This is a genomic window from Phenylobacterium sp. (assembly GCF_013822795.1).
Taxonomy (GTDB): domain Bacteria; phylum Pseudomonadota; class Alphaproteobacteria; order Caulobacterales; family Caulobacteraceae; genus Phenylobacterium.
Genome location: NZ_PNLB01000019.1, coordinates 1 through 22960, shown reverse-complemented (window position 1 = coordinate 22960; position 22960 = coordinate 1). Strand labels below are relative to the sequence as shown.

22 protein-coding genes, 3 tRNA genes and 1 riboswitch are annotated in these 22960 nt (G+C 66.5%); of the genes, 14 read left to right on the top strand and 11 right to left on the bottom strand.

The window, feature by feature from the left end:
- Positions 1-54: 54 nt before the first annotated feature.
- From C0481_RS16620 to C0481_RS16610, 3 genes are read right to left on the bottom strand one after another with little or no spacing between them, the layout of a single operon-like run.
- A complete protein-coding gene (locus C0481_RS16620) occupies positions 55-549 on the bottom strand; it encodes a cytochrome c family protein (RefSeq protein WP_293405832.1) in 495 nt (164 codons plus the stop codon).
- Positions 550-586: 37 nt separating this feature from the next.
- Complete coding sequence (locus C0481_RS16615) at positions 587-1132, bottom strand: YaiI/YqxD family protein (RefSeq protein WP_293405830.1); 546 nt, start codon at positions 1130-1132, stop codon at positions 587-589.
- 15 nt (positions 1133-1147) lie between these two features.
- Positions 1148-1801, bottom strand: a complete 654-nt coding sequence (locus tag C0481_RS16610; protein ID WP_293405828.1) for a choice-of-anchor C family protein — start codon at positions 1799-1801, stop codon at positions 1148-1150.
- Positions 1802-1926: 125 nt separating this feature from the next.
- Here C0481_RS16610 and C0481_RS16605 point away from each other — a divergent pair.
- The 9 genes from C0481_RS16605 (at position 1927) to C0481_RS16565 (ending at position 12510) form a co-directional block, all read left to right on the top strand.
- A tRNA-Thr gene (locus C0481_RS16605) sits at positions 1927-2002 on the top strand.
- Between the two features lie 129 nt (positions 2003-2131).
- On the top strand, positions 2132-2452 hold the full coding sequence (gene sugE / locus C0481_RS16600; RefSeq protein WP_293405826.1) for a quaternary ammonium compound efflux SMR transporter SugE: 321 nt from the start codon (positions 2132-2134) through the stop codon (positions 2450-2452).
- Between the two features lie 258 nt (positions 2453-2710).
- A riboswitch (glycine riboswitch) is annotated at positions 2711-2807 on the top strand.
- A gap of 333 nt (positions 2808-3140) precedes the next feature.
- Positions 3141-5615, top strand: a complete 2475-nt coding sequence (locus C0481_RS16595) for a TonB-dependent receptor (protein WP_293405824.1) — start codon at positions 3141-3143, stop codon at positions 5613-5615.
- 25 nt (positions 5616-5640) lie between these two features.
- The gene (locus C0481_RS16590) at positions 5641-7725 is read left to right on the top strand and encodes an acylase (protein WP_293405821.1); all 2085 of its coding nucleotides are present in this window, start codon (positions 5641-5643) and stop codon (positions 7723-7725) included.
- Between the two features lie 26 nt (positions 7726-7751).
- On the top strand, positions 7752-8219 hold the full coding sequence (locus C0481_RS16585) for a hypothetical protein (RefSeq protein ID WP_293405819.1): 468 nt from the start codon (positions 7752-7754) through the stop codon (positions 8217-8219).
- Between the two features lie 72 nt (positions 8220-8291).
- The gene (locus C0481_RS16580) at positions 8292-9584 is read left to right on the top strand and encodes an MFS transporter (RefSeq protein ID WP_293405817.1); all 1293 of its coding nucleotides are present in this window, start codon (positions 8292-8294) and stop codon (positions 9582-9584) included.
- Between the two features lie 55 nt (positions 9585-9639).
- A complete protein-coding gene (locus C0481_RS16575) occupies positions 9640-10164 on the top strand; it encodes a hemerythrin domain-containing protein (protein WP_293405814.1) in 525 nt (174 codons plus the stop codon).
- 74 nt (positions 10165-10238) lie between these two features.
- Positions 10239-11651, top strand: a complete 1413-nt coding sequence (locus C0481_RS16570; RefSeq protein ID WP_293405812.1) for an amidase — start codon at positions 10239-10241, stop codon at positions 11649-11651.
- Positions 11652-11661: 10 nt separating this feature from the next.
- Positions 11662-12510 carry a cytochrome c gene (locus C0481_RS16565; protein WP_293405810.1) on the top strand — a complete coding sequence of 283 codons (849 nt, stop codon included), beginning with the start codon at positions 11662-11664 and terminating at the stop codon, positions 12508-12510.
- Here C0481_RS16565 and C0481_RS16560 read toward each other — a convergent pair.
- The 4 genes from C0481_RS16560 to C0481_RS16545 are packed head-to-tail and all read right to left on the bottom strand — an operon-like array spanning position 12507 to position 16471.
- On the bottom strand, positions 12507-13295 hold the full coding sequence (locus C0481_RS16560) for an ABC transporter permease (RefSeq protein ID WP_293405807.1): 789 nt from the start codon (positions 13293-13295) through the stop codon (positions 12507-12509). The two genes, C0481_RS16565 and C0481_RS16560, sit on opposite strands and share 4 nt — an antisense overlap.
- Complete coding sequence (locus tag C0481_RS16555; protein WP_293405805.1) at positions 13292-14191, bottom strand: ABC transporter permease subunit; 900 nt, start codon at positions 14189-14191, stop codon at positions 13292-13294. The genes C0481_RS16560 and C0481_RS16555 overlap by 4 nt, the downstream gene beginning before the upstream one ends.
- A complete protein-coding gene (locus C0481_RS16550) occupies positions 14188-15351 on the bottom strand; it encodes an ABC transporter ATP-binding protein (protein ID WP_293405803.1) in 1164 nt (387 codons plus the stop codon). The genes C0481_RS16555 and C0481_RS16550 overlap by 4 nt, the downstream gene beginning before the upstream one ends.
- Positions 15352-15361: 10 nt before the next feature.
- Positions 15362-16471 carry a polyamine ABC transporter substrate-binding protein gene (locus C0481_RS16545; protein WP_293405801.1) on the bottom strand — a complete coding sequence of 370 codons (1110 nt, stop codon included), beginning with the start codon at positions 16469-16471 and terminating at the stop codon, positions 15362-15364.
- A gap of 83 nt (positions 16472-16554) precedes the next feature.
- Between C0481_RS16545 and C0481_RS16540 the strand changes: the two genes are divergently transcribed.
- Both C0481_RS16540 and metG read left to right on the top strand, forming a co-directional pair.
- Positions 16555-16908, top strand: coding sequence for a DMT family protein (locus tag C0481_RS16540; protein WP_267233820.1), 354 nt, complete (start codon positions 16555-16557; stop codon positions 16906-16908).
- A 62-nt stretch (positions 16909-16970) separates the two neighbouring features.
- Positions 16971-18785 carry a methionine--tRNA ligase gene (gene metG, locus C0481_RS16535; protein ID WP_293405798.1) on the top strand — a complete coding sequence of 605 codons (1815 nt, stop codon included), beginning with the start codon at positions 16971-16973 and terminating at the stop codon, positions 18783-18785.
- Between the two features lie 6 nt (positions 18786-18791).
- On the opposite strand, the gene C0481_RS16530 is transcribed toward metG, so the two are convergent.
- Together C0481_RS16530 and C0481_RS16525 are read right to left on the bottom strand one after the other, a co-directional pair.
- Entirely contained in the window at positions 18792-19709 is a 918-nt protein-coding gene (locus C0481_RS16530; protein ID WP_293405796.1) for a DMT family transporter, read from the bottom strand.
- Complete coding sequence (locus C0481_RS16525) at positions 19709-20575, bottom strand: PhzF family phenazine biosynthesis protein (protein WP_293405794.1); 867 nt, start codon at positions 20573-20575, stop codon at positions 19709-19711. The genes C0481_RS16530 and C0481_RS16525 overlap by 1 nt, the downstream gene beginning before the upstream one ends.
- Before the next feature lie 66 nt (positions 20576-20641).
- Between C0481_RS16525 and C0481_RS16520 the strand changes: the two genes are divergently transcribed.
- Positions 20642-20944, top strand: coding sequence for an ArsR family transcriptional regulator (locus C0481_RS16520; protein WP_293405792.1), 303 nt, complete (start codon positions 20642-20644; stop codon positions 20942-20944).
- A 61-nt stretch (positions 20945-21005) separates the two neighbouring features.
- Here C0481_RS16520 and C0481_RS16515 read toward each other — a convergent pair whose 3' ends face one another.
- On the bottom strand, positions 21006-21734 hold the full coding sequence (locus C0481_RS16515) for a TerC family protein (RefSeq protein ID WP_293405790.1): 729 nt from the start codon (positions 21732-21734) through the stop codon (positions 21006-21008).
- Positions 21735-21815: 81 nt separating this feature from the next.
- Positions 21816-22514: a 23S rRNA (guanosine(2251)-2'-O)-methyltransferase RlmB gene (rlmB, locus tag C0481_RS16510; protein ID WP_293405984.1), complete on the bottom strand. Its 699-nt coding sequence runs from the start codon at positions 22512-22514 to the stop codon at positions 21816-21818.
- Between the two features lie 189 nt (positions 22515-22703).
- Here rlmB and C0481_RS16505 point away from each other — a divergent pair.
- Positions 22704-22789: transfer RNA gene (locus C0481_RS16505), tRNA-Tyr, on the top strand.
- 55 nt (positions 22790-22844) lie between these two features.
- A tRNA-Gly gene (locus C0481_RS16500) sits at positions 22845-22918 on the top strand.
- Positions 22919-22960: the final 42 nt, after the last annotated feature.

Below are 22960 nucleotides of genomic sequence, written 5' to 3'. Positions count from 1 at the left end.
TGCTGCGGCCGATCGGTATTCTCGTCAAGGTTGCCTTTTGGGAATGCTAGCGCCTCACGGCGCTTTGTAGCCGGTCTCGACCTTGAGGTAGGCGATCAGGTCGATGCGGTCCTTCTCAGCCTTAAGGCCGGCGAAGGTCATCTTGGTTCCCGGCAGGAACGAGCGCGGCTCGGCCAGCCACTTGTCCAGGTGCTCGGCGTCCCAGACGAAGCCGGCGTTCTTCACCGCGTCGGAATACTTGTAGTTCTCGAGCGCGCCGGCTTTGCGGCCGAAGACGCCGTGCAGGTTCGGGCCGGTGAGGTTGGAGCCCCCCTCGACGATCGTGTGGCACGAGCGGCACATGGCGAACTTGGCCTTGCCGTTGTCGATGTCGGCGGTGTTGTAGGGCGCAGGGAGGCTGGCCAGCACAGCCTGTTTCTCGGCCGCGGTGGCCTCATGTTCGGCCGCGGGGGCGGGGCTGGAGCTCGCGGACTTCTCACCGCCGCCCTGGCCGCAGCCGGCGAGCAGGGCGCAGGACCCCAGGATGGACAACATCAGCGCGTTGCGCATGTTCAAAACCCCTCAGCCAAACGTGACCGCAAGCTAGTCATGCGCCGCCGCGTTGCAAGGCGCGTCGACGGCGCTCCTTCTGGATTGTCTCATCGAGGGACTGCAGGAAGCGCGAGCGGTCGTTGCGATCGAACGGGCGCGGTCCGCCCAGCATCTCGCCGGTCGAGCGCAGCTGTTCCATCAGCGCGCGCTGGGCGATGGCCGCTCCGATCGAGTTTTCGGTGAAGGGCCGGCCGTTCGCGCCCAGGGCGTAGCCACCGGCCTGCAGCACCCGTTCGGCGAGCGGGATGTCGTTGGTGATCGCCACGTCGCCTGGCGAAATGTGTTCGGCGATCCAGTCGTCGGCGACGTCCGGCCCGGCGTCGACGATCATCCGCGCGATCAGCGGCGACTGCGGAATCTGCATGAAGGCGTTGGAGACGACCCAGGTCTTGAGGCCGTAGCGCTGGGCGACCTTGTAGGTCTCGTCCTTCACCGGGCAGGCGTCGGCGTCGATGAAAATCTCGATTGGTTTTGAGTCCACGCTGGCCGCCTGCAGATAAAGGAACGCCGCCGGCTCCGGAGAGCCGACGGCGACCTTCATAGCGCCTGTTGTGGATCAGGCGAAAGCGAGGGCCTGCTTGCGGCGCGAGGCGCGCACCGCAGCGCCGACGCCGCCGAAGCCCATGATCATCATGGCCCAGGTGGCGGGCTCGGGAACCGCAGAGATCGACACGTTGTCGAGCGCCGGGCCGTAAGGCGTGTGGGTCTGGGAGTTGAAGACCAGGGTCGAGGTCGGGTCGAACGCCTTGAAGGTGTAGCTGTGCTGCGTCCAGCCCATGTTCGTCTTGGTGTTGCCGCCGCCGACGTTGAAGGTGAAGTTGTTCACCCAGTCGCCGCTGACCGAGGTGGCGACGAACTTGTCGCCCTGGCCGCCGTCGGGGTTGCCGGCCAGCCAGAAGGTGACCTTGTAGGTCTTGCCGACGATCGTATCGATGGTCTGTTGGATGCTGCCGCCGTTGAGCGCCGACAGGTCGACGCTGCGGTCGCCGTGAGCGGCGGTCCAGTAGGAGCCGATGTAGTCGACGCCGTGGCCCTTGACGGTCCAGCCGGTGATGGCGGTGCTGCCATTGCCCAGGGTGATGAAGCTGCCCGGATTGGCGCCTTCTTCAAAGCTGCCATTGACCAGGGTCGCGGCGTTTGCGCCGCCAGCGACCAGAGCCACGGCGAGCGCCGCCGCAGTGCCCACCAGCCAATTTTTTTTCGTGCTCACGTGTGGAGTCTCCAAATGGGATTTGGTCCGGGTGGACCGATCAGCTTTCGCAATAGGCGTGCCAGCGGCGGGGGCTTGGCAGCGGGGGCGGGGCGTGGCATCGGTCGGCGGCGCGCTGGAGCCGCGCCGGCTTAGCTCAGTTGGTAGAGCAGCGGTTTTGTAAACCGAAGGTCACGGGTTCGAATCCTGTAGCCGGCACCATCGCGTCGAGACGACGCAACTTGACCCGGGACCGCGGCGAACCTAGCTAGGGGCCGCGAGGAACGACCTCCCCCAAAATCATGGGCATCAAAGTCCGGGACGGCCCGGCTCTTCGAAAGGAGGGCCGCCATGGCCTGGATTCTTCTCTTTATCGCCGGACTGCTCGAGGTGGTTTGGGCGTTTTCCATGAAGCAGTCGCACGGGTTCACCCGCCTCGTGCCCAGCGTCATCACCATCGGGACCATGATCGCCAGCTTCGGCCTGCTGTCGTTCGCGATGCGTACGCTGCCGCTGGGCACCGCCTATACGGTCTGGACCGGAATCGGTGCGGTCGGGGCGTTCCTGGTCGGCATCGCTGTACTGGGCGAGCAGATAAGCACGGTGCGCATCCTGGCGGCGATGATGATCGTCGGCGGCCTTGTGCTGATGAAGTTGTCGAGCTCGCACTAAGGAACTTCGCCGTGGGGCTCGCCGATCCGGCCGTCCCACGGCTCGTTGGTAAAAATTACCTACAATTACGCTCAATGGTTGAGCGAAGTGACCCGTGGGTAGCCCTCATCGTGGTCAGGTTGAAAGATTATTTCTTTTCGTTGACGCGGGTTCTCTCTGGCCTGAAGCTTCACCGGCTCTCGCGGGAGAGACCGGGCCCAGCCCGGCGCTGAAGGCGCAACCGCCCCGGAAACGCTCAAGCAACAGGGACCGCGACGGCTGCTGAACGCTGGAAAGCAGGGCGTCTGGGCCCTCGCCGACGGAGCAAGGGGTTCGTCCCCGAAATCTCTCAGGCGCCAAGGACAGCGGGGGTGCTTTTGACCGGCGGCTTCGTCGGCCTCAACACCTGTCCGGACGTCCGTAATGCCGTGATCCTGTAGCCGTGGCGAACCAGCGACTGCTGGTCTTCAATTTCCAAAAACAATGTTCTCTGTAATGCGCAAGTATTTCTCTCGCGCAGATGGCTTTCTGCTGGCCGTCGGTCAATGAGAGAACGTCTAAACCGGCCCATTAGAAATGATCAATTGTTGAACTGGGGCGTCTAAATTACCGGCTGCGGCCAATCGATGGCTGCCGAGTTCCGAATATCGCCTTGGAAGAGCGATCCGGCCGGCGCCATTTCCTTCTCGTCTCTATAGGGGGTACGACGATGAATTACCGCTACACCGACCGTTCGAGCGGCTTGTCTCTGAGCTGGAAGGCGGCGTTGCTCGCCGCGAGCGTCCTGGGCACGGCCTCGCCGGCCCTGGCGCAAGACAAGACCGACGTCGTCGAAGAACTCGTCGTCACCGGCCAGCGCGGCGCCCCGCGAACGGTGATCGACAGCCCGACGCCCATCGACGTGCTTTCGGCGGCGGAAATGGACCGCAGCGGCAAGGCCGGCGCCTTCCAGGCGCTGCAGACCCTCGTCCCCTCGTTCAACCTGCCGGCGCGGGCCGGCGGCGGCACCTCGACCGTCATCGCCACCGGCGGCCTACGCGGTCTCAACCCCGACCAGACGCTGGTGCTGGTCAACGGCAAGCGCCGTCACAAGACCTCGCTGATCAACTCGGTCTCGTCGCTCTACAATGGCTCGGTCCCGGCCGACCTCGACATGATCCCGACTTCGGCCATCTCGCGCATCGAAGTGCTGCGTGACGGCGCGGCGGCGCAGTACGGCTCGGACGCCATCGCCGGCGTCATCAACATCATGCTGCGCGACACGCCCGGCGGCTTCGTGACGGCCTCGTACGGCCAGAACTTCGACCGCGACGACGGCGAGCTCTTCCAGACGACGGGGACCTACGGCTTCGAGATCGGCGATCAGGGCCATCTCAACGTCTCGGCGACCTACAAGGACCAGAAGCTCTCGAACCGGGCGCTGAAGGTCGATCCCTCGGTGCGCATCTATCCGCCGCTGGCCGGCGGCGCGCCGGACCCGCGCGAGGCGACGGTCGACCGGCTGGTGACCCGCAACTACGGGGTCCTGCCGCAGATGGGCCTGAACCTAGCCTACAACTTCGGCTACGACACGGGCGGCGCGGAGATCTATTCGTTCGGCACGGTTGGTCGCCGCACCTCGGACCTGCCGTTCACGTTCCGGGCGCCCAACAGCGTCAACGCACTGCCGCAGCTCTATCCAGAAGGCTTCCGGCCGAACTTGGTCATCGACGAAGAGGACTTCGAGCTGGCGGTCGGCGCGCGCGGCGAGATCGGCGGCTGGTCCTGGGACCTCTCGACGGTCTACGGCCAGAACCGCGCCGAAGAGAATGTCTCGGAGACCCTGAACGCGAGCCTTGGCCCGACGAGCCCGACGCATTTCTACGTCGGTGCGCTGGAGTCCGGCGAATGGGTCAACTCGCTGGACGTGACGCGGGCCTTCACGGTCGGCGGCGGCGAGCTCCAGGTCTCCTGGGGGCTGCAGCACCGCTACGAAACCTATGACGTCGAAGCTGGCGAGCCGCTCAGCTATGCGGCGGGCAACTACGTGATCCCGGCCGGCCAGCCGTTCGCGGGCCAGCGTCCGGCGACCGGCGCCCAGGCCGCGCCGGGCTTCCAGCCCTCGGACGCCAGCTCGAGCTCGCGCAGCAACGTCGCGGCCTATACCGAGCTCGGCTACACTCCGAACGAGAAGCTCTTCGTCGGCGCGGCGCTGCGCTACGAGAACTACGACGACGAGTCCGGCGACACGCTGGTCGGCAAGGCCAACGGCCGCTACGAGTTCAACGACTGGCTGGCGGTCCGCGCAGCGGCCAGCACCGGCTTCCGTGCTCCAGGCCTGGCTCAGCAGAACTACGCCGCGAGCTCCAGCCAGTTCCGACTGGTCGGCGGGGTGCTCGAACTGCTGCAGATCAAGACCCTGCGGGTGGCTTCGCCCGAAGCGATCGCCCTTGGCGCCGAGCCGCTCGAACCGGAGACCTCGACCAACTACTCGTTCGGCGTCACCTTGCAGCCGCTGCCGGCCCTGAACGTGACCATCGACGCCTATCAGATCGACGTGGACGGTCGGATCGCCATCACCAGCACCCTGACCGGGACCGCTGTGAGCAACATCCTGATCGCCAACGGCCTGCCGGGCGCGCTCAGCGCCCAGTACTACACCAACGCCATCGACACCCGGACCCAGGGCGTCGACATCGTCGGCACCTATCGCACCGACCTAGGCGACTGGGGCCAGCTGCGCTGGAACTTCGGCTACAACTACAACAAGACCGAGATCACCGGCGTCATCCCCAACCCGCCCGAACTGGCGGCGCTGGGGCCGAACTTCGTGCTGTTCGATCGCCTGAGCCGCGGCAACCTCACCGAGGCTTTGCCCAAGGACAAGATCACCCTGGGCGCCAACTGGCAGTGGGAGCGGCTGAACGTGAACCTGCGCGGAACCCGCTACGGCGAGTTCACCGTCCTGCAGAACGCGCCGGCGAATGACCGTAGCTACGGCGCCAAGTGGGTCACCGACCTGGAAGTGACCGTCAAGGCCACCGATCAAATCTCGGTGTCGGTGGGGGCGAACAACCTGTTCAACGTCTACCCGGACGCGAACGGCATCTACAACGCCACCATCGGTTCGGGGCAGTACAGCGGGCTCTCGCCGTTCGGCTTCACGGGCGGCTCGTACTACGCCCGACTGCAGTGGGACTTCTAAGGGGGGAGCCGGCGTGATCGGTGCAATGAAATTTGGAGCCGGGCTGGCGGCGGCGGCGATGGTGGGGCTCTGGGCCCTGCCGTCGGCGGCCGCGCCGCAGACCAAGGGCGGCGAAATCCTGTGGGACAGCTACGGCGTGCCGCACGTCTACGCCAAAGACGAAGCCGGTGCCTTCTACGGCTTCGGCTACGCGCAGGCCCAGAACCACGGGAACATCGTGATCCGCCTCTATGGCGAGGCGAGGGGACGGGCGGCCGAGTATTGGGGCGAGAAGGAAGTCGAGGCCGACAAATGGATGCTGGCCAACGACGTGCCTGAGCGGGCCGCCCAGTGGTACCGCCAGCAGACGCCGCAGTTCCGCAAGAACCTCGACGCCTTTGCGCAAGGGATCAACGACTACGCCAAGGCCCACCCGGAGAAGATCGATCCGAAAATGGCGGTGGTTCTGCCGGTCTCCGGCGTGGACGTGATGGCCCACGCCCACCGGCTGATGAACTTCATCTATATCGCCCCTCAGGCCGCGACGATGGGGGCCGATCCGGCCAACAACAACGGCTCCAACGCCTGGGCGGTGGCGCCGTCGAAGTCGGCGAGCGGCAACACCCTGCTGCTGGCCAACCCGCACCTGCCGTGGCCGACCAGCTACTTCACCTATTTCGAGGCCGACCTGAACGGGCCGGGCTTCAAGATGTACGGCGCGACCCAGGTCGGGCTGCCGGTGCTGCGTTTTGCGTTCAACGACCGGATGGGTTTCACCAACACGGTCAACACCTTGGTCGGCTCGACCAACTACGAGCTGACGTTGAAGGACGGCGGCTACGTGTTCGACGGCAAGGTCGTGCCGTTCAAGACCAAAGAAAAGACCTTCAAGGTCAAGCAGGCCGATGGGACGCTGCGCACTGAGACGCTGACGATCCGTTCGTCGGTCCACGGGCCGGTGTTCGAGCGCAAGGACGGCAAGACCGTGGCCCTGCGGGTCGCCGGTCTCGACCGGCCCGGCGGCCTTGCCCAGTACTGGGACATGGGCAAGTCCAAGAACTTCGCCGAGTTCGAGACGATCTTGAAGCGCCTGCAGGTGCCGAAGTTCAACATCGTCTACGGCGACAAGGAAGGCCACATCCAGTTCCTGGACAACGGCATCCTGCCCAAGCACGACAAGGGCGACCTGAAGTTCTGGAGCGGCTTTGTGCCCGGCGACACCTCCGCCACGCTGTGGAACGAGGTGCACAGCTATGACGACCTGCCCAAGGTCAACGATCCGGCCACCGGCTTCGTGCAGAACGCCAACGATCCGCCGTGGGTGGCGACCTATCCGCAGACCATCAAGCACGCCGACTTCCCGCCCTATGTCGCGCCCAACGGGCCGATGTCGCTGCGGGCGCAGTGGTCGGTGAAGCTGCTGGAACAGCCGGGCAAGCTGACCTTCGATGACTTCGTCTCGCGCAAGCTGTCGACGCATACGCTGATGGCCGACCGGACGCTGCCCGACCTGCTGGCGGCCGCGGCGAGCGATCCCGACCCCGAGGTCCAGGCGGCGGTGGCGCTGCTCAAGGCCTGGGATCGCAAGACCGACGCCGACAGCCGCGCGGCCCTGCTGTTCGAGACCTGGGCGGCCAAGTTCGCGCCGAACAACTTCACCAGCCAAGCCAACTACAAGGTGAAGTGGTCGCCGGACGCGCCGATCGACACCCCGAACGGCATCGCCGATCCGGCGGCGGCGGTGGGGATGCTGAAGGCCGCGATCGCCGAGACCAAGCAGAAGTACGGCGCCATCGATCGTCCGTTCGGCGAGGTCTCGCGCTTCCACATCGACGACGTGAACCTGCCCGGCAACGGCGGGTTCGGGAACACCGGGCTCTTCCACACCATCACCTGGGGCCCGCTGAAGAACGGCGAGCGTATTCCCAATCATGGGGAAACCTGGATCTCGCTGGTCGAGTTCTCCAGCCCGATCAAGGCGGTGGGCTTGATGGCCTATGGCAACGCCAGCCAGCCAGGGTCGAAACATCGGGCCGACCAGCTCAAGCACCTGTCGGACAAGACCTTCCGCACGCTCTGGACGACGCGGCAAGAGGTCGAAGCCAACCTCGAAGACCGCACCGCATTCTGACCGCAAAGCATTTCAGGAGAGACGCCATGAAGACGTTCGTCATGATCGCGGCCCTTGCCGCCGCCGCCGCTTCCCCCGCCTGGGCCGCCAGCCCGCACGACGGCTCGTGGGTGTCGGTCGAGGAGAAGTCGAGCTGGAGCGACGGCAACTTCCCCAAGGGCTTCAAGCTGACCATCAATGTGAAGTTCACCGACGCCGAGCTGGAGTACCACTCGGTCAACACGACCAACCCCGACAAGCCGTTCAAGACCGATTACGTCACCTCGCTCGACGGCAAGCCGCACCCCTTCAGCGAGCAGGTCCGGTTCAACCAGATCGCCGTGCGCAAGCTGAACGCCAACGAGTTCGAGATCCTGAAGATGAAGGACGGCGACGTCATCGTCGGCGAGTTCTGGACCTTCTCGCCGAACGGCAAGGAACTGGTGCGTCGTGGCGTCGGCAAGTCGCCGGAGGGCCGCTCGAAGGCCTATGAAGAATACTTCGTCCGGAAGTAGTCTCCGGACCTGACCGGCCGGCGCCGCAAGAGCGCCGGCCGATTGTTTTGATTCCCCAGGGGGAGGGGCTTTATGGCCGACAGCGCAGCCGCCGACCGCCGGCATCGACTGAAGTCGATCATCGGCGGATCCACGGGCAACCTGGTCGAGTGGTACGACTGGTACGTCTATTCCGCCTTCACCCTCTATTTTGCTCCGATCTTCTTCCCGGCCGGCGACCGCACGGCGCAGCTGCTGAATGCGGCGGCGGTGTTCGCGGTCGGCTTCCTGATGCGGCCCATCGGGGCCTGGATCATGGGCGTCTATTCCGACCGCAAGGGTCGCAAGGCGGGCCTGACGCTGTCGGTGTCGCTGATGTGCGCCGGCTCGCTGCTGATCGCGCTGACCCCCGGCTACGATCAGATCGGCTGGATCGCGCCGGCGCTGTTGGTGCTTGCCCGCCTCATGCAGGGGCTGAGCGTCGGCGGCGAGTACGGGGCCAGCGCGACCTATCTGAGCGAGATGGCCGGCAAGCAGCGCCGCGGCTTCTTCTCGTCCTTCCAGTACGTGACGCTGATCTCGGGCCAACTGCTGGCCCTGCTGGTGCTGCTGCTGCTGCAGGCGATCCTACCGGAGCCGGACCTCGAGGCCTGGGGCTGGCGGATCCCGTTCGTGATCGGCGGAGCGCTGGCGGTCGTGGTGTTCTACCTGCGCCGCGGCTTGGCGGAGACGGAGTCGTTCAAGAACGCCCAGGCGAGCGATGCGCCCAAGTCGAGCGGGTTCGCCCTGTTCAAGCACTATCCGCGGCAGGCGTTCACGGTCATCGCGCTGACGGCGGGCGGCACGCTCGCCTTCTACGCCTACTCGACCTACATGCAGAAATTCCTGGTCAACACCTCGGGCTTCAGCCGCGAGACGGCGACCGCGATCAGCGCCGCGGCGCTGTTCGTCTACATGCTGATCCAGCCGGCGGCCGGGGCGCTGTCGGACAAGATCGGGCGCAAGCCGCTGATGATCGCGTTCGGCGTGCTGGGCGTGGCCTTCACCTATCTGATCTTCACGACCCTCTCGAAGACCAGCGACCCGGTGGTGGCCTTCGCCATCGTGCTGGGCGCGCTGATCATCGTCACCGGCTACACCTCGATCAACGCGGTGGTGAAGGCCGAGTTGTTCCCCGCCCATATCCGGGCGCTGGGCGTGGCGCTGCCCTACGCGCTGGCCAACACCATCTTCGGCGGCACCGCCGAATACGTCGCGCTGTGGTTCAAGGCCCAGGGCATGGAGAGCGGCTTCTACTGGTACGTCACCGGCATGATTGGCGTCTCGCTCATCACATACCTGCGGATGCGCGACACTCAGAAGCACAGCGAGATCGCCGAGGACTGACGGAACAGCGGGCGCGAGCGCGGGTTGAAGCTGGAAGTAAATCCAGGAGAGACCCATGGCCGCCCCCGACGCCATCGCTCTGCTCAAGGCCGACCACCGTGCGGTCGAGGCCCTGTTCGAAGATTTCAAGAAGGCCCGCGGCGCCGTGCGCAAGGCCGCGATTGTCCACCAGATCTGCGTCGACCTGACGGTCCACACGATGATCGAGGAGGAGATCTTCTATCCCGCCTGTCGCGGCAAGATCGAGGACAGCACGCTGGACGAGGCCTATGTCGAGCACGACGGGGCCAAGCTGATGATCGCCGAGCTGTCGGACGCCGCGCCGAACGAGGCGTTCTACGACGCCAAGGTCAAGGTGCTGTCGGAGGAGATCCGTCACCACGTCCATGAGGAGGAGATGCGCTCGGAGGGCATGTTCGCCCAGGCGCGGCAGGCCGGCCTGGACATGGACGCGCTGGGCGACCGTATGCTGGCGCGCAAGACCCAGTTGAAAACCCAGTTCGAAACGACCGGACTGCCGATCCAGCAGACCCATTCCATGCGCGGCGCCGTCATCGAGCACGTCGGCATGCGCCACTAAGGCGATCGCCCGGTCTCCTAAGGTTGGAATAGGCGCGCGCCTATGGTCACCTGCGGCAAAGCAGGGAGCGCGCCATGAACTTTGAAGAGTACCGCAAGCACGACGCCGTGGGTCTGGCCGGACTGGTGTCGAGTGGCGAGGTGAGCCCCTCGGAGCTGCTAGAGACGGCAGTGGCGCGGATGGCGGCGGTCAATCCGAAGATCAACGCCGTCACGATGGACCTGACCGAATGGGGCCGCCAGGACGTCAAGCGCGACCTGTGGGGCGGTCCGATGGCAGGGGTGCCGTTCCTGCTGAAGGATCTGGGCGCGCAATTGGCCGGCTCGCCGACCACGGCGGGGTCGGCGGTGTTCCGCGATGCGACGGCGGCCGCCGACAGCGCCATCACCACCGCCTACAAGGACGCCGGACTGGTGCTGTTCGGCAAGACCAACACGCCTGAGTTCGGCCTGATGCCGGTGACCGAGCCGGCGCTGCTGGGCGTCTGCCGCAATCCCTGGGACACGAGCCGCACGCCAGGCGGATCGTCGGGCGGGGCGGCCGCAGCGGTGGCGGCGGGCATCGTACCGGCGGCGCATGCCAGCGACGGCGGCGGGTCGATCCGTACGCCGGCCTCGGCCTGCGGCCTGTTCGGCATGAAGCCCTCGCGCGGACGGGTCTCGTTCGCGCCGATGGGCGAGGGATGGGGCGGGGCCTCGATCCAGCACGCGGTGACGCGCTCGGTGCGCGACAGCGCCGCCCTGCTGGATGCGGTGTGCCAGCCGCAGCCTGGCGATCCCTACTTCCTGGCGCCGCCCGAGCGACCGTTCGCCGAGGAGGTGAGGCGCGACCCCGGCAAGCTGGCCATCGGCTTCACCACCGCGGCGCTGGCGTCTGACGGGCTCGATCCCGAGTGCGCCGCCGCGGTGCTCGACGCCGCCAAGCTGTGCGAGGGCCTCGGTCACATGGTCGAGGAAGTGCATGTGCCGGGCGACCTAGCCGCCATGCAGCAGGGGGCCGGAGACGTGATCGCCGCCAGCATCGCCGCGACCCTGGACGCCGAGGGCGAGCGTCGCGGACGGCCCGTCGCCGATGGCGACGTCGAAATGCTGACCTGGCTGATGTACCAACGCGGCAAGCAGATCTCCGGCGCGGCCTATGTCCGCGGGCTGGCGGCGATCCACGCCTATGGGCGGGCGATGGCGGGGCTGTTTCAGCAGTACGACGTGCTGCTGCTCTCGACGCTGGGCAGTCCGGCGATTCCGGTCGGGCATCTGACCGAGAACCCGCACGAGTACACCAAGCGGCTGTTCAAGTTCATGCCCAACACCCAGGCGTTCAACAACACTGGCCAGCCGGCGATGACCGTGCCGCTCGCCTGGAGCCAGGGTGGTCTGCCGATAGGCATCCAGTTCGTCGGGCGAATGGGCGAGGAGGCGTTGTTGTTCCGACTGGCCGGCCAGCTGGAACAGACTCGGCCCTGGTTCGACCGCGTGGCGCCGCTCTAGAGGACCGCGCGTGGGGCGAACGCTCGTCTCGATCCTCCTGGGCGCGATCGCGCTGACGACCTTGGTGGTTGTCGCCCTGTGGATCTGGAGCGAGGTGCGGATCACCCGTCGCTACCCGCTTGCGCCTGAGGTCGCCCAGGCCGCTCCCGCGCATGCGGTGGTCGAGGGGCGGCGGCTCAGCAAGCTCTACGGCTGCACCAGCTGCCATGGGGCCGATCTGCAGGGGAAGGTCTACAATCCGAACCCGCGGCTGGTGCGCAACCATGCGCCGAACCTGACCCTGGCGGCGGCGCGCTACAGTGATGAGCAACTGGCCCAGGCCATTCGCCAGGGCGTTCGGCCCAACGACGGGCGAGCGCTGTGGGGGATGCCGGCGCAGACTCTTATGCACCTGACGTCGGAGGAATTGGCGGCGGTGCTGGCCTTCGTACGCTCGCACCAGCCGGCCGGCGCGCCGACGCCGCCGGAGAGCGCGGGCTGGAGAGCCCGCTGGGCGGTGATGACCGGGGCGTTGGACGAGCCACGGCGGGTGGCGCGCGCGCGGGTGACGCCGGCGATTGACCTGGGCCCTGAGCTGGCGGCGGGGCGGCACATCGCCCGCACGGTCTGCTCGGAGTGTCATGGGGCAGACCTGGGCGGCGACGACGTCGAGGGCGGTCCGGACCTGCGGGTGGTCGGCGCCTATGACGCAGAGGCGTTCGACACGCTGATGCGGACCGGGGTTCCGCCGGGGGGGCGGCATCTGGGGATCATGACCCTGGTGGCCCGGTCGGACTCCAAGGTCTTCACGCCGGCCGAGGTCGCAGCGCTCTATGCCTATCTCTCGGCCCGCGCGGAGCGGCTCAACACGGCGGATTAGTCGTCAGTCTTGCGGCGCAGCTGGAAGAGATAGACGGCGATAACGCCGGTGGCGACCAGTCCGATCAGCAGGGTCGAGACGGCGTTGATCTCTGGGCTGACCCCCAGGCGCACCTGGCTGTAGATCCGCATCGGCAGGGTGGTCGCCCCAGGCCCCGAGGTGAAGCTGGCGATCACCAGGTCATCGAGGGAGAGCGTGAAAGCCAGCATCCAGGCCGCCGCCACGGCCGGGGCGATGTTGGGCAGGGTGACCAGGAAGAATGACTTGATCGGCGGGCAGCCCAGATCCTGGGCCGCCTCTTCGAGCTGCTGGTCGAAGGCTGCGAGCCGCGCCTGGATGACCACGCAGGCGTAGCACATGGTGATGGTCGCGTGGCTCACGGTCACGGTCCAGAAGCCGCGCGGCATGCCGAGCGAGACGAACAGCAGCAGCAGCGACAGGCCGAGGATCACCTCGGGCATGACCAGCGGCGCGAACACCATGCCCGAGAAGACCGTGCGGCCGCGGAAATGTCTCGCCCGGACGAGGGCGATGGCCGCCAGCGTGCCGAGGATGGTGGCGATGGTCGCCGAAATCAGCCCGACCCGGAAGGTCACCCAGATCGCGTCCAGCAGTTGCTCGTTGCGGAACAGCGACGCGTACCAGCGGGTCGAGAACCCGCCCCACACCGTCACCAGCCGGCTGGCGTTGAACGAGTAGATCACGAGCAGGACGATCGGCAGGTAGAGGAACCCGAACCCGACGACGAGAGCGGCGATGTTGAAGCCCGTCAGCCCGCGCTTCATCGCCCGAGCTCCGTCAGCTTGGCCTGCTGGCGCTGGTAGAGCACGATCGGGATCACCAGGGTGAACAGCAGCACGATCGCCACCGCCGAGGCGGCGGGCCAATCGCGGTTTGCGAAGAATTCGGTCCAGATGGTCTTGCCGAGCATCAGCGTCGAGGATCCCCCAAGCAGGTCGGGGATCACGAACTCGCCGACCATCGGGATGAAGCAGAGCAGAGAGCCGGCGGCCACGCCGGGCAGGGAGAGCGGGAAGGTCACGCGCCAGAACGCTTCGAGCGGGGTGCAACCGAGGTCGGCGGCCGCTTCCAGCAGGTCGTGCTGCTGGCGCTCGAGCACCGCATAGAGCGGCAGCACCATGAACGGCAGGTAGGCGTAGACTAGGCCGATGTAGATGGCGGTGTCGGTGTTGAGCAACGAGACCGGTCCAAGGCCGACGGCGCGCAGGGCGACGTTCAGCAGGCCCTCCGGCTTGAGGATGCCGATCAGCGCGTAGACCCGGATCAGGAAGCTGGTCCAGAACGGCAGGATCACCGCCATCAGCAGCGCCCTACGCACCGAGGGCGTGCAGCGCGCCATTGCATAGGCCAGGGGATAGCCGAGCAGCAGCAGGATGAAGGTGGCGACGCCTGCGAACTTCAGGCTGGAGAGGTAGGCGACGACATAGAGCCGGTCGGTCGGCAGCCGGGCGTAGGTTTCAAAGTCGAGGCCGGCCAGGAAGGCCTTCAGCCCAGCGATGCCCTGCGACCAATCCAGGCGCGGCGCGTAGGGCGGCATGGCCAGGGCCGTCTCCGACAGCGACAGCTTGGCCACCAACAGGAACGGGAACAGGAAGAACAGGCCGAGCCAGAGGAACGGCGCCAGCGCCGTCAGGCTCGTCCGGTCGCGGCGGGCCTTCACTGGGTCAGCACCACGCCCGCATCGCGGGCGAAGGTCAGCCAGACCTGGTCGTCCCAGTCGACGGGGCGGTCGACGAAGCGCGTGGCGTTGGCGCGGGCCGCGCGGATCGTACGGCCGCTTTCCAATTCGACCAGATAGGTCGTCCAGTCGCCGAGATAGCCGATATCGGCCACCTTGCCGGCCATGCGGTTGGGACCGGGCGGCGGCTCGTCCAGATGGACCAGAATCTTTTCCGGCCGCACGGCGAGCCAGGCGGTCGAACCGAGCGGGATGCGGTCGTCCTCGACGATGTCGAAACCTTGGGGGGACTCGGCGCTGGCCAGGCGCACGGAGAGTCCATCGGCATGCTCGGCCACGCCCTCGAAGATGTTCACGTCGCCGATGAAGTCAGCCACGTAGCGCGAGTTGGGCGCCTCGTAGACGTCGGCGGGACGGCCCATCTGCACGATCTGGCCCGAGCGCATCACCGCGATGCGGTCGGCGGTGACCATGGCCTCTTCCTGGTCGTGGGTGACGATCAGGAAGGTCATGCCCAACTGCTGCTGCAGGGCCATCAGCTCCCATTGGGTCTCCTCGCGCAGCTTCTTGTCGAGCGCGGCCAGCGGCTCGTCGAGCAGCAACATTTTCGGGCGCGGGGCGATCGCGCGGGCAAGGGCGACGCGCTGGCGCTGACCGCCGGACAGCTGGTGCGGCTTGCGCTTGGCCAGGCCGTCGAGACGCACCAGCGAGAGCATCTCGCTCACGCGGGCGGCGATCTCGTCCTTGGGCATGCCCTGCTGCTTCAGCCCGAAGGCGATGTTCCGTTCCACGCTCAGGTGGGGGAACAGCGCGTAGGACTGGAACATCATGTTGACCGGCCGCTCGTGCGGGCGTTTGCCGGCCAGATCCTCGCCCGCCAACAGCACGCGGCCCTCGTCCGGTGTCTCGAAGCCGGCCAGCAGACGCATGAGCGTAGTCTTGCCGCAGCCGGATGGGCCGAGCAGGGCGAAGAACTCGCCGGGGTAGATGTCGAGCGAGACGCCGTTGACGGCGGTCTCGCCGTCGAACCGCTTCACGACGTTTTCGAAGCGCACCAGGGGCTTGGCCGTGGGATCGGCCCAGGGCGCGAAGGTCGAACGGACCGCGCCGATGTTCAGGCGCGGGCGGCTGCGTTCGGTCATCTACCGCTTCCTACTGGCCGGTCTGCACGCGGGTCCACATGCGCGTGACTTCGCGCAGCAGGGCCTGGTCCTTGGTGGTGGTCACGAACAGACGCTTGAAGAGGTCAGGCGTCGGATAGACGTTCGGATCGCCTCGCACCGAGGCGTCGACCATCGGCGTCGCCGGCAGATTGGCGTTGGCGTACTGGGTGTAGTTCGACGCCTTGGCGATGACCTCCGGCCGCAGCATGTAGTCGAGGAATTTGTAGGCCGCGGTCGGGTTGGGCGCGTCAGCGGGGATGGCGAACACGTCGAACCAGACCTGGCTGCCTTCCTTGGGAATGACATAGGCCAGTTCGACGCCGTTCTTGGCTTCTTCAGCCCGGGTCTTGGCCTGGAGGATGTCGCCCGAGTAGCCGACCGCCACGCAGATGTCGCCGTTGGCCAGGGCCTCGACGTATTCCGAGGAGTGGAACTTGCGGATGAACGGGCGCGCCTTGACCATCATGTCGGTGGCGGCCTGATAGTCGGCGACGTTCTTGGAATTGGGATCCTTGCCCAGATAGTTCAGGGCGACGGCGTACATGTCCTCGGACGCGTCGAGATAGTAGACGCCGCAATCCTTGAGCTTGGCGAGGTTGGCCGGATCGAACACCACCGACCAGCTGTCGATGTTCACGCCCGGCAGGCGCTTGGCCACTTCCTTGACGTTGTAGCCGATGCCGATGGTGCCCCACATGTAGGGGACAGTGTACTTCTGGCCCGGATCGAAGGGCTCCATGTGGCTCATGATATCGGGCCACAGGTTCTTGTTGTTCGGCAGCTTGGACTTGTCGAGCGGAGCGATCGCGCCCGCGATGATGTAGCGGGGGATGTTGTGGTTTGACGGCGCGACGATGTCGTAGCCGGTGTTGCCCTGCAGGACCTTGGTCTCCAGGATCTCGTTGGAATCGAAGGTGTCGTACTGGACCTTGATCCCGGTTTCCTTGGTGAAATCGGCGAGGATCTGCGGATCGATATAGTCCGACCAGTTATAGATCTTGAGGGTTTGCTCCTTGGCCGCGCCGCCGCCCTGGCCGCAGGCGGCCAGCGTCACGCTCATAGCCAGGACAGCAGCCGTGCCCAGCGCCTTCGTCCACATGCCCACTCTCCAACTTGCCCGAAGGGCAGCTTATAGGGCCAAGCCGACAGATTTTAAGTGCTAATGCGCAAGGAGCGCTTCCGATGCCTACCTCGATGGCGATGATCGCCCCGATCCTGCTGCTCGTCGCCTCCAACATCTTCATGACCTTCGCCTGGTACGGGCATCTGAAGGTCGAGCACCGGCCCATCTGGCTGCTGGTGCTGGTCAGTTGGGGAATCGCCTTTTTCGAATACTGCCTGGCGGTGCCGGCCAATCGCATCGGCCGCGAGGTCTATTCACCGGCCGAACTCAAGACGATGCAGGAGGTGATCACCCTGGCCGTGTTCGCGGTGTTTTCGATCACCTATCTGGGCGAGCGGTTCACGTTGAACCATATGATCGGCTTCGCGCTGATCGCCGCGGGCGCCGTCTTCATCTTCAAGGGGCCGCTCTAGCGCTTTCACGAACCGACCCTGCGCCCTATAAGCCGCGCTCCCTCCTCATTACGAGAGAAGCCATGTCCCGCATCCTCATCACCTCGGCCTTGCCCTACATCAACGGGATCAAGCACTTGGGGACGCTTGCGGGGTCCATGCTGCCGGCCGACGTCTATGCGCGGTTCCAGCGCGCCCGCGGCCGCGAGACCCTCTACATCTGCGCGACCGACGAGCACGGTACGCCCACCGAGTTGGCCGCGGCCGAGGCCGGTCTTGATCCGGCGACCTTCTGCGCCCAGCAACACGACGTGCAGCACGACCTGGGCCGCAAGTTCGGCCTGTCGTGGGACCACTTCGGCCGTTCGTCCTCGCCGCAGAATCACAAGCTCACTCAGCGGTTCGCCCAGCAGCTGTGGGAGGCGGGCTTCATCGAGGAGCGCGTCACGCAACAGGTCTATTCGAACGCCGACAAGCGCTTCCTGCCGGATCGCTACGTGATCGGCACCTGCCCGCACTGCGGCTACACCGCCGCTCGTGGCGACCAGTGCGAGAACTGCACGCGAGTGCTGGATCCCGCCGACCTGATCAAGCCGCGCTCGGCGGTGTCGGGCTCGGAAGACATCGAGATCCGCGACTCCAAGCACCTGTTCCTGCGCCAGAGCCTGTTCTCCGACAAGCTGCGGGCCTGGATCGACGGCAAGAAGGGCGAGTGGCCGCTGCTGGTCACCTCGATCGCCCTGAAGTGGCTGGACGAAGGGCTGCAGGACCGCGGCATCACCCGCGACCTGGAGTGGGGCGTGCCGGTCAACGCCTTCGAGTGGGGCGCGAACCCGGAAGGCCAGACGCCTGACGTCGAGGGCTTGGCCGGCAAGGTGTTCTACGTCTGGTTCGACGCGCCGATCGAGTATATCGCCGCGACCTGGGAGTGGGCCGACGCCCGCGCGGCCGAGGCCGGCAAGGGCCCCGCCCAAGACGCCGAGTGGGAGCGCTGGTGGCGCGGGTCCGAGGCGGCGGACGTGACCTATGTGGAATTCATGGGCAAGGACAACGTGCCGTTCCACACGGTCGGGTTCCCCTGCACGCTGATCGGGATCAACGAGACGCTCGGGGCGGACGGTTCCTGGAAGGTCGTGAACAACGCCCCCTGGAAGCTGGTCGACCAGCTCAAGGGCTTCAATTGGCTGGACTATTACGGCGGCAAGTTCTCGACCTCGCAGAAGCGCGGCGTGTTCATGGACCACGCGCTGGAACTGCTGCCGGCCGACTACTGGCGCTGGTGGGTGACGGCGAACACGCCGGAGACCTCGGACTCGACCTTCACCTGGGAACAGTTCCAGGCGCAGGTGAACGCCGACCTGGCCGACGTGCTGGGCAATTTCGTCAATCGAATCCTGAAGTTCACCGAGGCGCGCTTCGAGGGCGTGGCTCCGGCCGGCGGCGAGCCGGGCGACCTGGAGACCAAGCTCTACGCCGACGTGAACGCCAAGCTCGCCGAGCTGACCGAGTTCATGGAGGCGCGGGAATTCCGCAAGTCGACCACCGCTCTTCGGCAGCTTTGGGTGCTGGGCAACCAGTATCTTACCGAAGCGGCCCCGTGGACGGCGATCAAGACCGACGTCGAGCGCGCCGCGGTGGTGGTGCGCACCGGCCTGAACCTGGTCGCCTTGTTCGCCAAGGTGTCCGAGCCGTTCATCCCGTTCGCCTGTGAGAAGATCGCGCTGGCGGTGGGCGAGGTCTATCCGGCGGCCTGGCCGAGCGCGCAGGGCGGGGCGATCCTCGACATCCTGCCCGCTGGCCGGCCGGTCGCCGCGCCGGAGGTTTTGTTCAAGAAGGTCGAGAACGAGCAGGTCGCCGAGTGGCTGGAGCGCTTCGGCGGTCCGGACGCCGCGGCCTAAGGCGGCTCAGACAGCTGCGCGGCCCAAGCGGTCGCGCAGCAGTTCGGCCCCGCTCACCAGGCTGATCCCGGCCAGGACCAGCAGAGCGCCGGCGACGAAAGCCGGCTCCAGCGGCTCGTGCAGCACCACGACGCTGAAGACGACGCCGAACAGCGGCGTCAGGAACGACAGGATCGACAGCCGCGAAGCCAGGTACTTCCGCAACAGCCAGAACCAGATCACGTAGCTGATCAGCGTGATGACGATGGTCTGGAAGCCAAGGTTCAGGGCTACCGCCGGGGTCAGGTTGACCCCGGTCTCGCCGCGCAGGGCGGCGATCCCGAGCAGGATCACCCCGGCGAAGGCGACCTGATAGAACAGGGTCTTCACCGCCGGAGCCTCGGACAGGCGCGAGCCGCGGATCGCGACCGTGGTGAGGCCCCAGGCAAGGCCCGCCAGCAGGCCCATCGCATCGCCGATCAGCATGTCGCTGCTGACCTGCTCGCCCGCGCCGAGGAACGAGACGGCGATGCCGCCGAAGGCGACGGCGACGCCGATCCACTGCAGCAGCTTCAGGCGCTCCTCGCGAAACCGTAGATGCAGGCCGAGCGCCGAGAAGATCGGGGCGCTGTAGAGGAAGACGACCATGTGCGAGGCGCTGGTCAGCACCAGCCCCTGGGCGATGAACAGGAACTCCAGTCCGAACAGCAGCCCGACCAGCAGGCCGGCGGGCAGGGTGCCGTCGGCGAAGGCGCGGGGGCCCTCGTTGCGGAATGTGACGGCGCCAAGCACGACGGCGGCCATGCCTGAGCGCAGCGCCATCTGCATCACCGGTGTGATGTCGGCGGCGATCAGCTTCACGGCGATCTGCTGAAAGCCCCAGCACAGGCACAGAGCGACCATGACGCTGAAGGCGAACAGGTCGAGGGGCTTGCGCGGGGCCATCAGACGCTGGCTTGGCCGCTCAGCACCGGCACGCAGCCGCCGCCGATGGTGGCGCGGACGCCGTCGGCGCCGCGCCGCGCGGTCGCCCGCAGCCGTGAAGGCCGGCCCATCTCGACGCCCTGCACGATGTCCCAGGCGCCTTCGGGGGCGTCGCAGAGTGAGAGCAGCAGCGCGGCGAGAGTGGCGTTGGCGCTGCCGGTGGCGGGATCTTCGACCGTGCCGGAGTTGGGGGCGAACATGCGCGCGCGCAGGCTTCCGGGGGCCTCCTCGGCGTAGAGGTGCAGCGACAGGCGATCGCCGAACTCCGGCAGATCCAGCGCCGCCTGGCGGAAGGCCGAGAGGTCGGGGGCGGCGCGCGCCAGCGCCTCCGGAGTCACCTGGGCGATGACGAAGGTGACGCCGACGGTGGCTTCGACCGGGCGGTGGGCGTCGACGACGATGTCGGCGGGCGTCAGGCCGGCGCAGGCGGCGATCCGCTCGACCGGCAGTTCGACGCCGAGCGACAAGGCTTGCGGCGCAGCGATGACGCCGCCGCCGTCCTCGATGCTGACCTCGACGATGCCAGCGGGGACCTCCAGGCGCAGGGTCTGGCCTTTGCCCATCTGCGACAGCACCCAGCCGGTGCCGACCGACGGGTGCCCGGCGAACGGCATTTCGGCCGTGCGGTTGAAGATGCGCACGCGGGCGGTGTTGGCCGGGTCCTGCGGCGGCAGGATGAAGGTCGTCTCCGAGAGGTTCATCTCGGCGGCGAGCAGCTGCATCTGCGCGTCGGTGAGGCCGCGGGCGTCGGTGAATACGGCCAACGGATTGCCGCCGAAGCGGGTGTCGGTGAACACGTCGAGGGTGACGAACGGATAGCTGGCCATGTTGCGCGTCCAGGCGGGAAGGGGCCTCTGACTTGACATAAGTTAGTCGATTGGCAAAGTGCCGAAATGGAAATCGCAGACCTGCTCCGCGCCCTGGCCAATGAGCGCCGGCTGCAAATCCTCGACTGGCTGAAGGACCCGACGGCGCATTTTCCGCCGCAGGTGCATGGCGACCTGGTCGAGGATGGGGTGTGCGGGGTGTTCATCGCCGACAAGCTAGGCGTCAGCGCTCCAACGCTCAGCGAGCACATGCGCCTGCTGGTGCAGGCCAGGTTGGTGGCGCCCAAGCGGATCAAGCAGTGGACGTTCTATCGTCGCGACGAGGCGGTGATCGCTGAGGCCACGCGGCGGATCGCCGAGACAGTCTAGCCGGAATCAAAAACGCCGCCGAACCCTGGGCTCGGCGGCGCTGTGTCGATCTTCGAAGCGGCTAGTGCGCAGGGGCCGGCGCCTCTGGCTTGATGTCCAGGAAGTCGGGCATCACAGCGTTGTAGGAGGGGCGGTAGCCAAGGTCGCTGATGATGTCCTGGTGTCCCTGCCACATCATGTGCAGGGCGACGTAAAGCACGATGGCCAGGCCGATGTAGCCGATCCAGCGGTACTTATGCAGCAGGCGGGCGATGTAGCTGGCGGCCACGCCCATCAGCGCGATGGAGAGCAGCAGCCCGAACACCAGGATGGCCGGATGTTCGCGCGCGGCGCCGGCGACGGCCAGCACGTTGTCCAGCGACATCGACAGGTCGGCGATCAGGATCTGGGTGAAGGCGGCGCGGAAGGTCTTCGGCTGGCGCGCGACGGCGTCGGGCGACGGTTCGGTGGAGGGATCGGCATCCATCACTGCGCCGGCGATGGCCTCGTCATGGGCGGCCTGTTCGCGCAGCTCGCGCCACATCTTCCAGCAGACCCAGAGCAGCAGCAGGCCGCCGGCGAACAGCAGGCCGACGATGCCGAGCAATTGCGCGGTGATCAGGGCAAAGCCGATCCGCATGGTCACGGCGGCGGCCAGGCCCCATAGAATCGCCTTGCGCCGCTGTTCGGGCGGCAGCCCGGCCGCCGCCAGCCCGACGGCCACGGCGTTGTCCCCGGCCAGAACCAGGTCGATCATCAGCACGGAGAAGAGCGCGCCGAGGGCGCCTGGGGCGAGGAGTGTTTCGATCATCGAGCCTTGAATGCGTCAGCCGCCGCGCGTCCGCAACCGGTTAGCTGCATGGCTGGCGACTTTCGCCTTGGATCGCTGTTTCTAGGATCGGGTTCGGCTGGCTTCATAGAGCGCGACGGCAGCGGCGGCAGACACGTTCAGACTCTCAAAGCCGCCCGGCATGGCGATTTTCGCCAGTTCGTCGCAGTGCTCAGAGACCAGCCGGCGCAGACCTTCGCCCTCAGAACCTAGCACCAGCACTGTCGGACCGCCGTCGAGGGCCTGGTCCAGAAAGGTGTCGGTGTGACCATCGAGACCGATCGCCCGCCAGCCGAGGTCGGCGAGAGTCTCCAAGGCGCGCGACAGGTTGACGACGTGGGCGGTGGGGATCTTGTCGACGGCGCCCACAGCCGCCTTGGCGAGCGCGCCCGTGAGCTTAGGCGCGTGGCGGTCCTGGAGAATGACCCCGGCGGCGCCGAATGCGGCGGCCGAACGAAGGATGGCGCCGACGTTCTGTGGGTCGGTGACTTGATCCAGCATCAGCAGCACTGCGCCGCGCTTGGCCTCGAAGTCCTCGAGCGCCACGGACTCGAGCAGCGGGATGCGCAGAGCGATCCCCTGGTGCACGGCCCCCTGCGGTAGAATCTGGCCGATGGCGGCCGACTCGACGACCTCGAGCGTCTTGGGCCGGCCGAATCGAGATTCGAGCTCCTTGGCCCGATCCGGAGTGGCCAGGAGTCGCTGCGGCGCACTCCTTTTGCGATTGGAAAGGGCAGCTGCAACCGCGTGCCAGCCCCACAGCCACTCGTCAGAACCGTTGTCTGGCTTGCGGTTGAAGGCTCTTTGGCCCGATTTTCTCGGACCTTTCGAGTGCGCGTTGCGTTCGCGAGGGGAGGACACTATAAGACGCGCTCCAAATCGGGGGCCGGACGGGTTCTTCGCTCAGGCGGGGGGCAGTGTCCAGGCTTCCGATCTGGCTCCGAGCGCGTTGGGGGAATGTCCCGAGCGGCAAAGGGGGCGGACTGTAAATCCGCTGGCGTACGCCTTCGCAGGTTCGAGTCCTGCTTCCCCCACCACGCACTCGGAGCGTGACTTTAAGGAGACTGGCGCGACCCCGCGCATCCTTCAGCGGCGGGTATAGCACAATGGTAGTGCAGCAGCCTTCCAAGCTGAGGATGCGGGTTCGATTCCCGCTACCCGCTCCAACCTTCTGAATTTCAATCGCCGGCAGGATCCCGATGGCCAAG

Excerpts from the sequence above, each read along its gene's own strand:
- C0481_RS16590 (WP_293405821.1), top strand. The coding sequence starts at position 5,641 with ATGAAATTTGGAGCCGGGCTGGCGGCGGCGGCGATGGTGGGGCTCTGG.
- C0481_RS16520 (WP_293405792.1), top strand. The coding sequence starts at position 20,642 with ATGGAAATCGCAGACCTGCTCCGCGCCCTGGCCAATGAGCGCCGGCTG.
- C0481_RS16550 (WP_293405803.1), bottom strand. The coding sequence starts at position 15,351 with ATGACCGAACGCAGCCGCCCGCGCCTGAACATCGGCGCGGTCCGTTCG.
- C0481_RS16620 (WP_293405832.1), bottom strand. The coding sequence starts at position 549 with ATGCGCAACGCGCTGATGTTGTCCATCCTGGGGTCCTGCGCCCTGCTC.
- C0481_RS16585 (WP_293405819.1), top strand. The coding sequence starts at position 7,752 with ATGAAGACGTTCGTCATGATCGCGGCCCTTGCCGCCGCCGCCGCTTCC.
- C0481_RS16595 (WP_293405824.1), top strand. The coding sequence starts at position 3,141 with ATGAATTACCGCTACACCGACCGTTCGAGCGGCTTGTCTCTGAGCTGG.
- C0481_RS16580 (WP_293405817.1), top strand. The coding sequence starts at position 8,292 with ATGGCCGACAGCGCAGCCGCCGACCGCCGGCATCGACTGAAGTCGATC.
- C0481_RS16530 (WP_293405796.1), bottom strand. The coding sequence starts at position 19,709 with ATGGCCCCGCGCAAGCCCCTCGACCTGTTCGCCTTCAGCGTCATGGTC.
- metG (WP_293405798.1), top strand. The coding sequence starts at position 16,971 with ATGTCCCGCATCCTCATCACCTCGGCCTTGCCCTACATCAACGGGATC.
- C0481_RS16515 (WP_293405790.1), bottom strand. The coding sequence starts at position 21,734 with ATGATCGAAACACTCCTCGCCCCAGGCGCCCTCGGCGCGCTCTTCTCC.
- C0481_RS16575 (WP_293405814.1), top strand. The coding sequence starts at position 9,640 with ATGGCCGCCCCCGACGCCATCGCTCTGCTCAAGGCCGACCACCGTGCG.
- C0481_RS16615 (WP_293405830.1), bottom strand. The coding sequence starts at position 1,132 with ATGAAGGTCGCCGTCGGCTCTCCGGAGCCGGCGGCGTTCCTTTATCTG.
- C0481_RS16545 (WP_293405801.1), bottom strand. The coding sequence starts at position 16,471 with ATGTGGACGAAGGCGCTGGGCACGGCTGCTGTCCTGGCTATGAGCGTG.
- C0481_RS16540 (WP_267233820.1), top strand. The coding sequence starts at position 16,555 with ATGCCTACCTCGATGGCGATGATCGCCCCGATCCTGCTGCTCGTCGCC.
- sugE (WP_293405826.1), top strand. The coding sequence starts at position 2,132 with ATGGCCTGGATTCTTCTCTTTATCGCCGGACTGCTCGAGGTGGTTTGG.
- C0481_RS16560 (WP_293405807.1), bottom strand. The coding sequence starts at position 13,295 with ATGAAGCGCGGGCTGACGGGCTTCAACATCGCCGCTCTCGTCGTCGGG.
- C0481_RS16525 (WP_293405794.1), bottom strand. The coding sequence starts at position 20,575 with ATGGCCAGCTATCCGTTCGTCACCCTCGACGTGTTCACCGACACCCGC.
- C0481_RS16570 (WP_293405812.1), top strand. The coding sequence starts at position 10,239 with ATGAACTTTGAAGAGTACCGCAAGCACGACGCCGTGGGTCTGGCCGGA.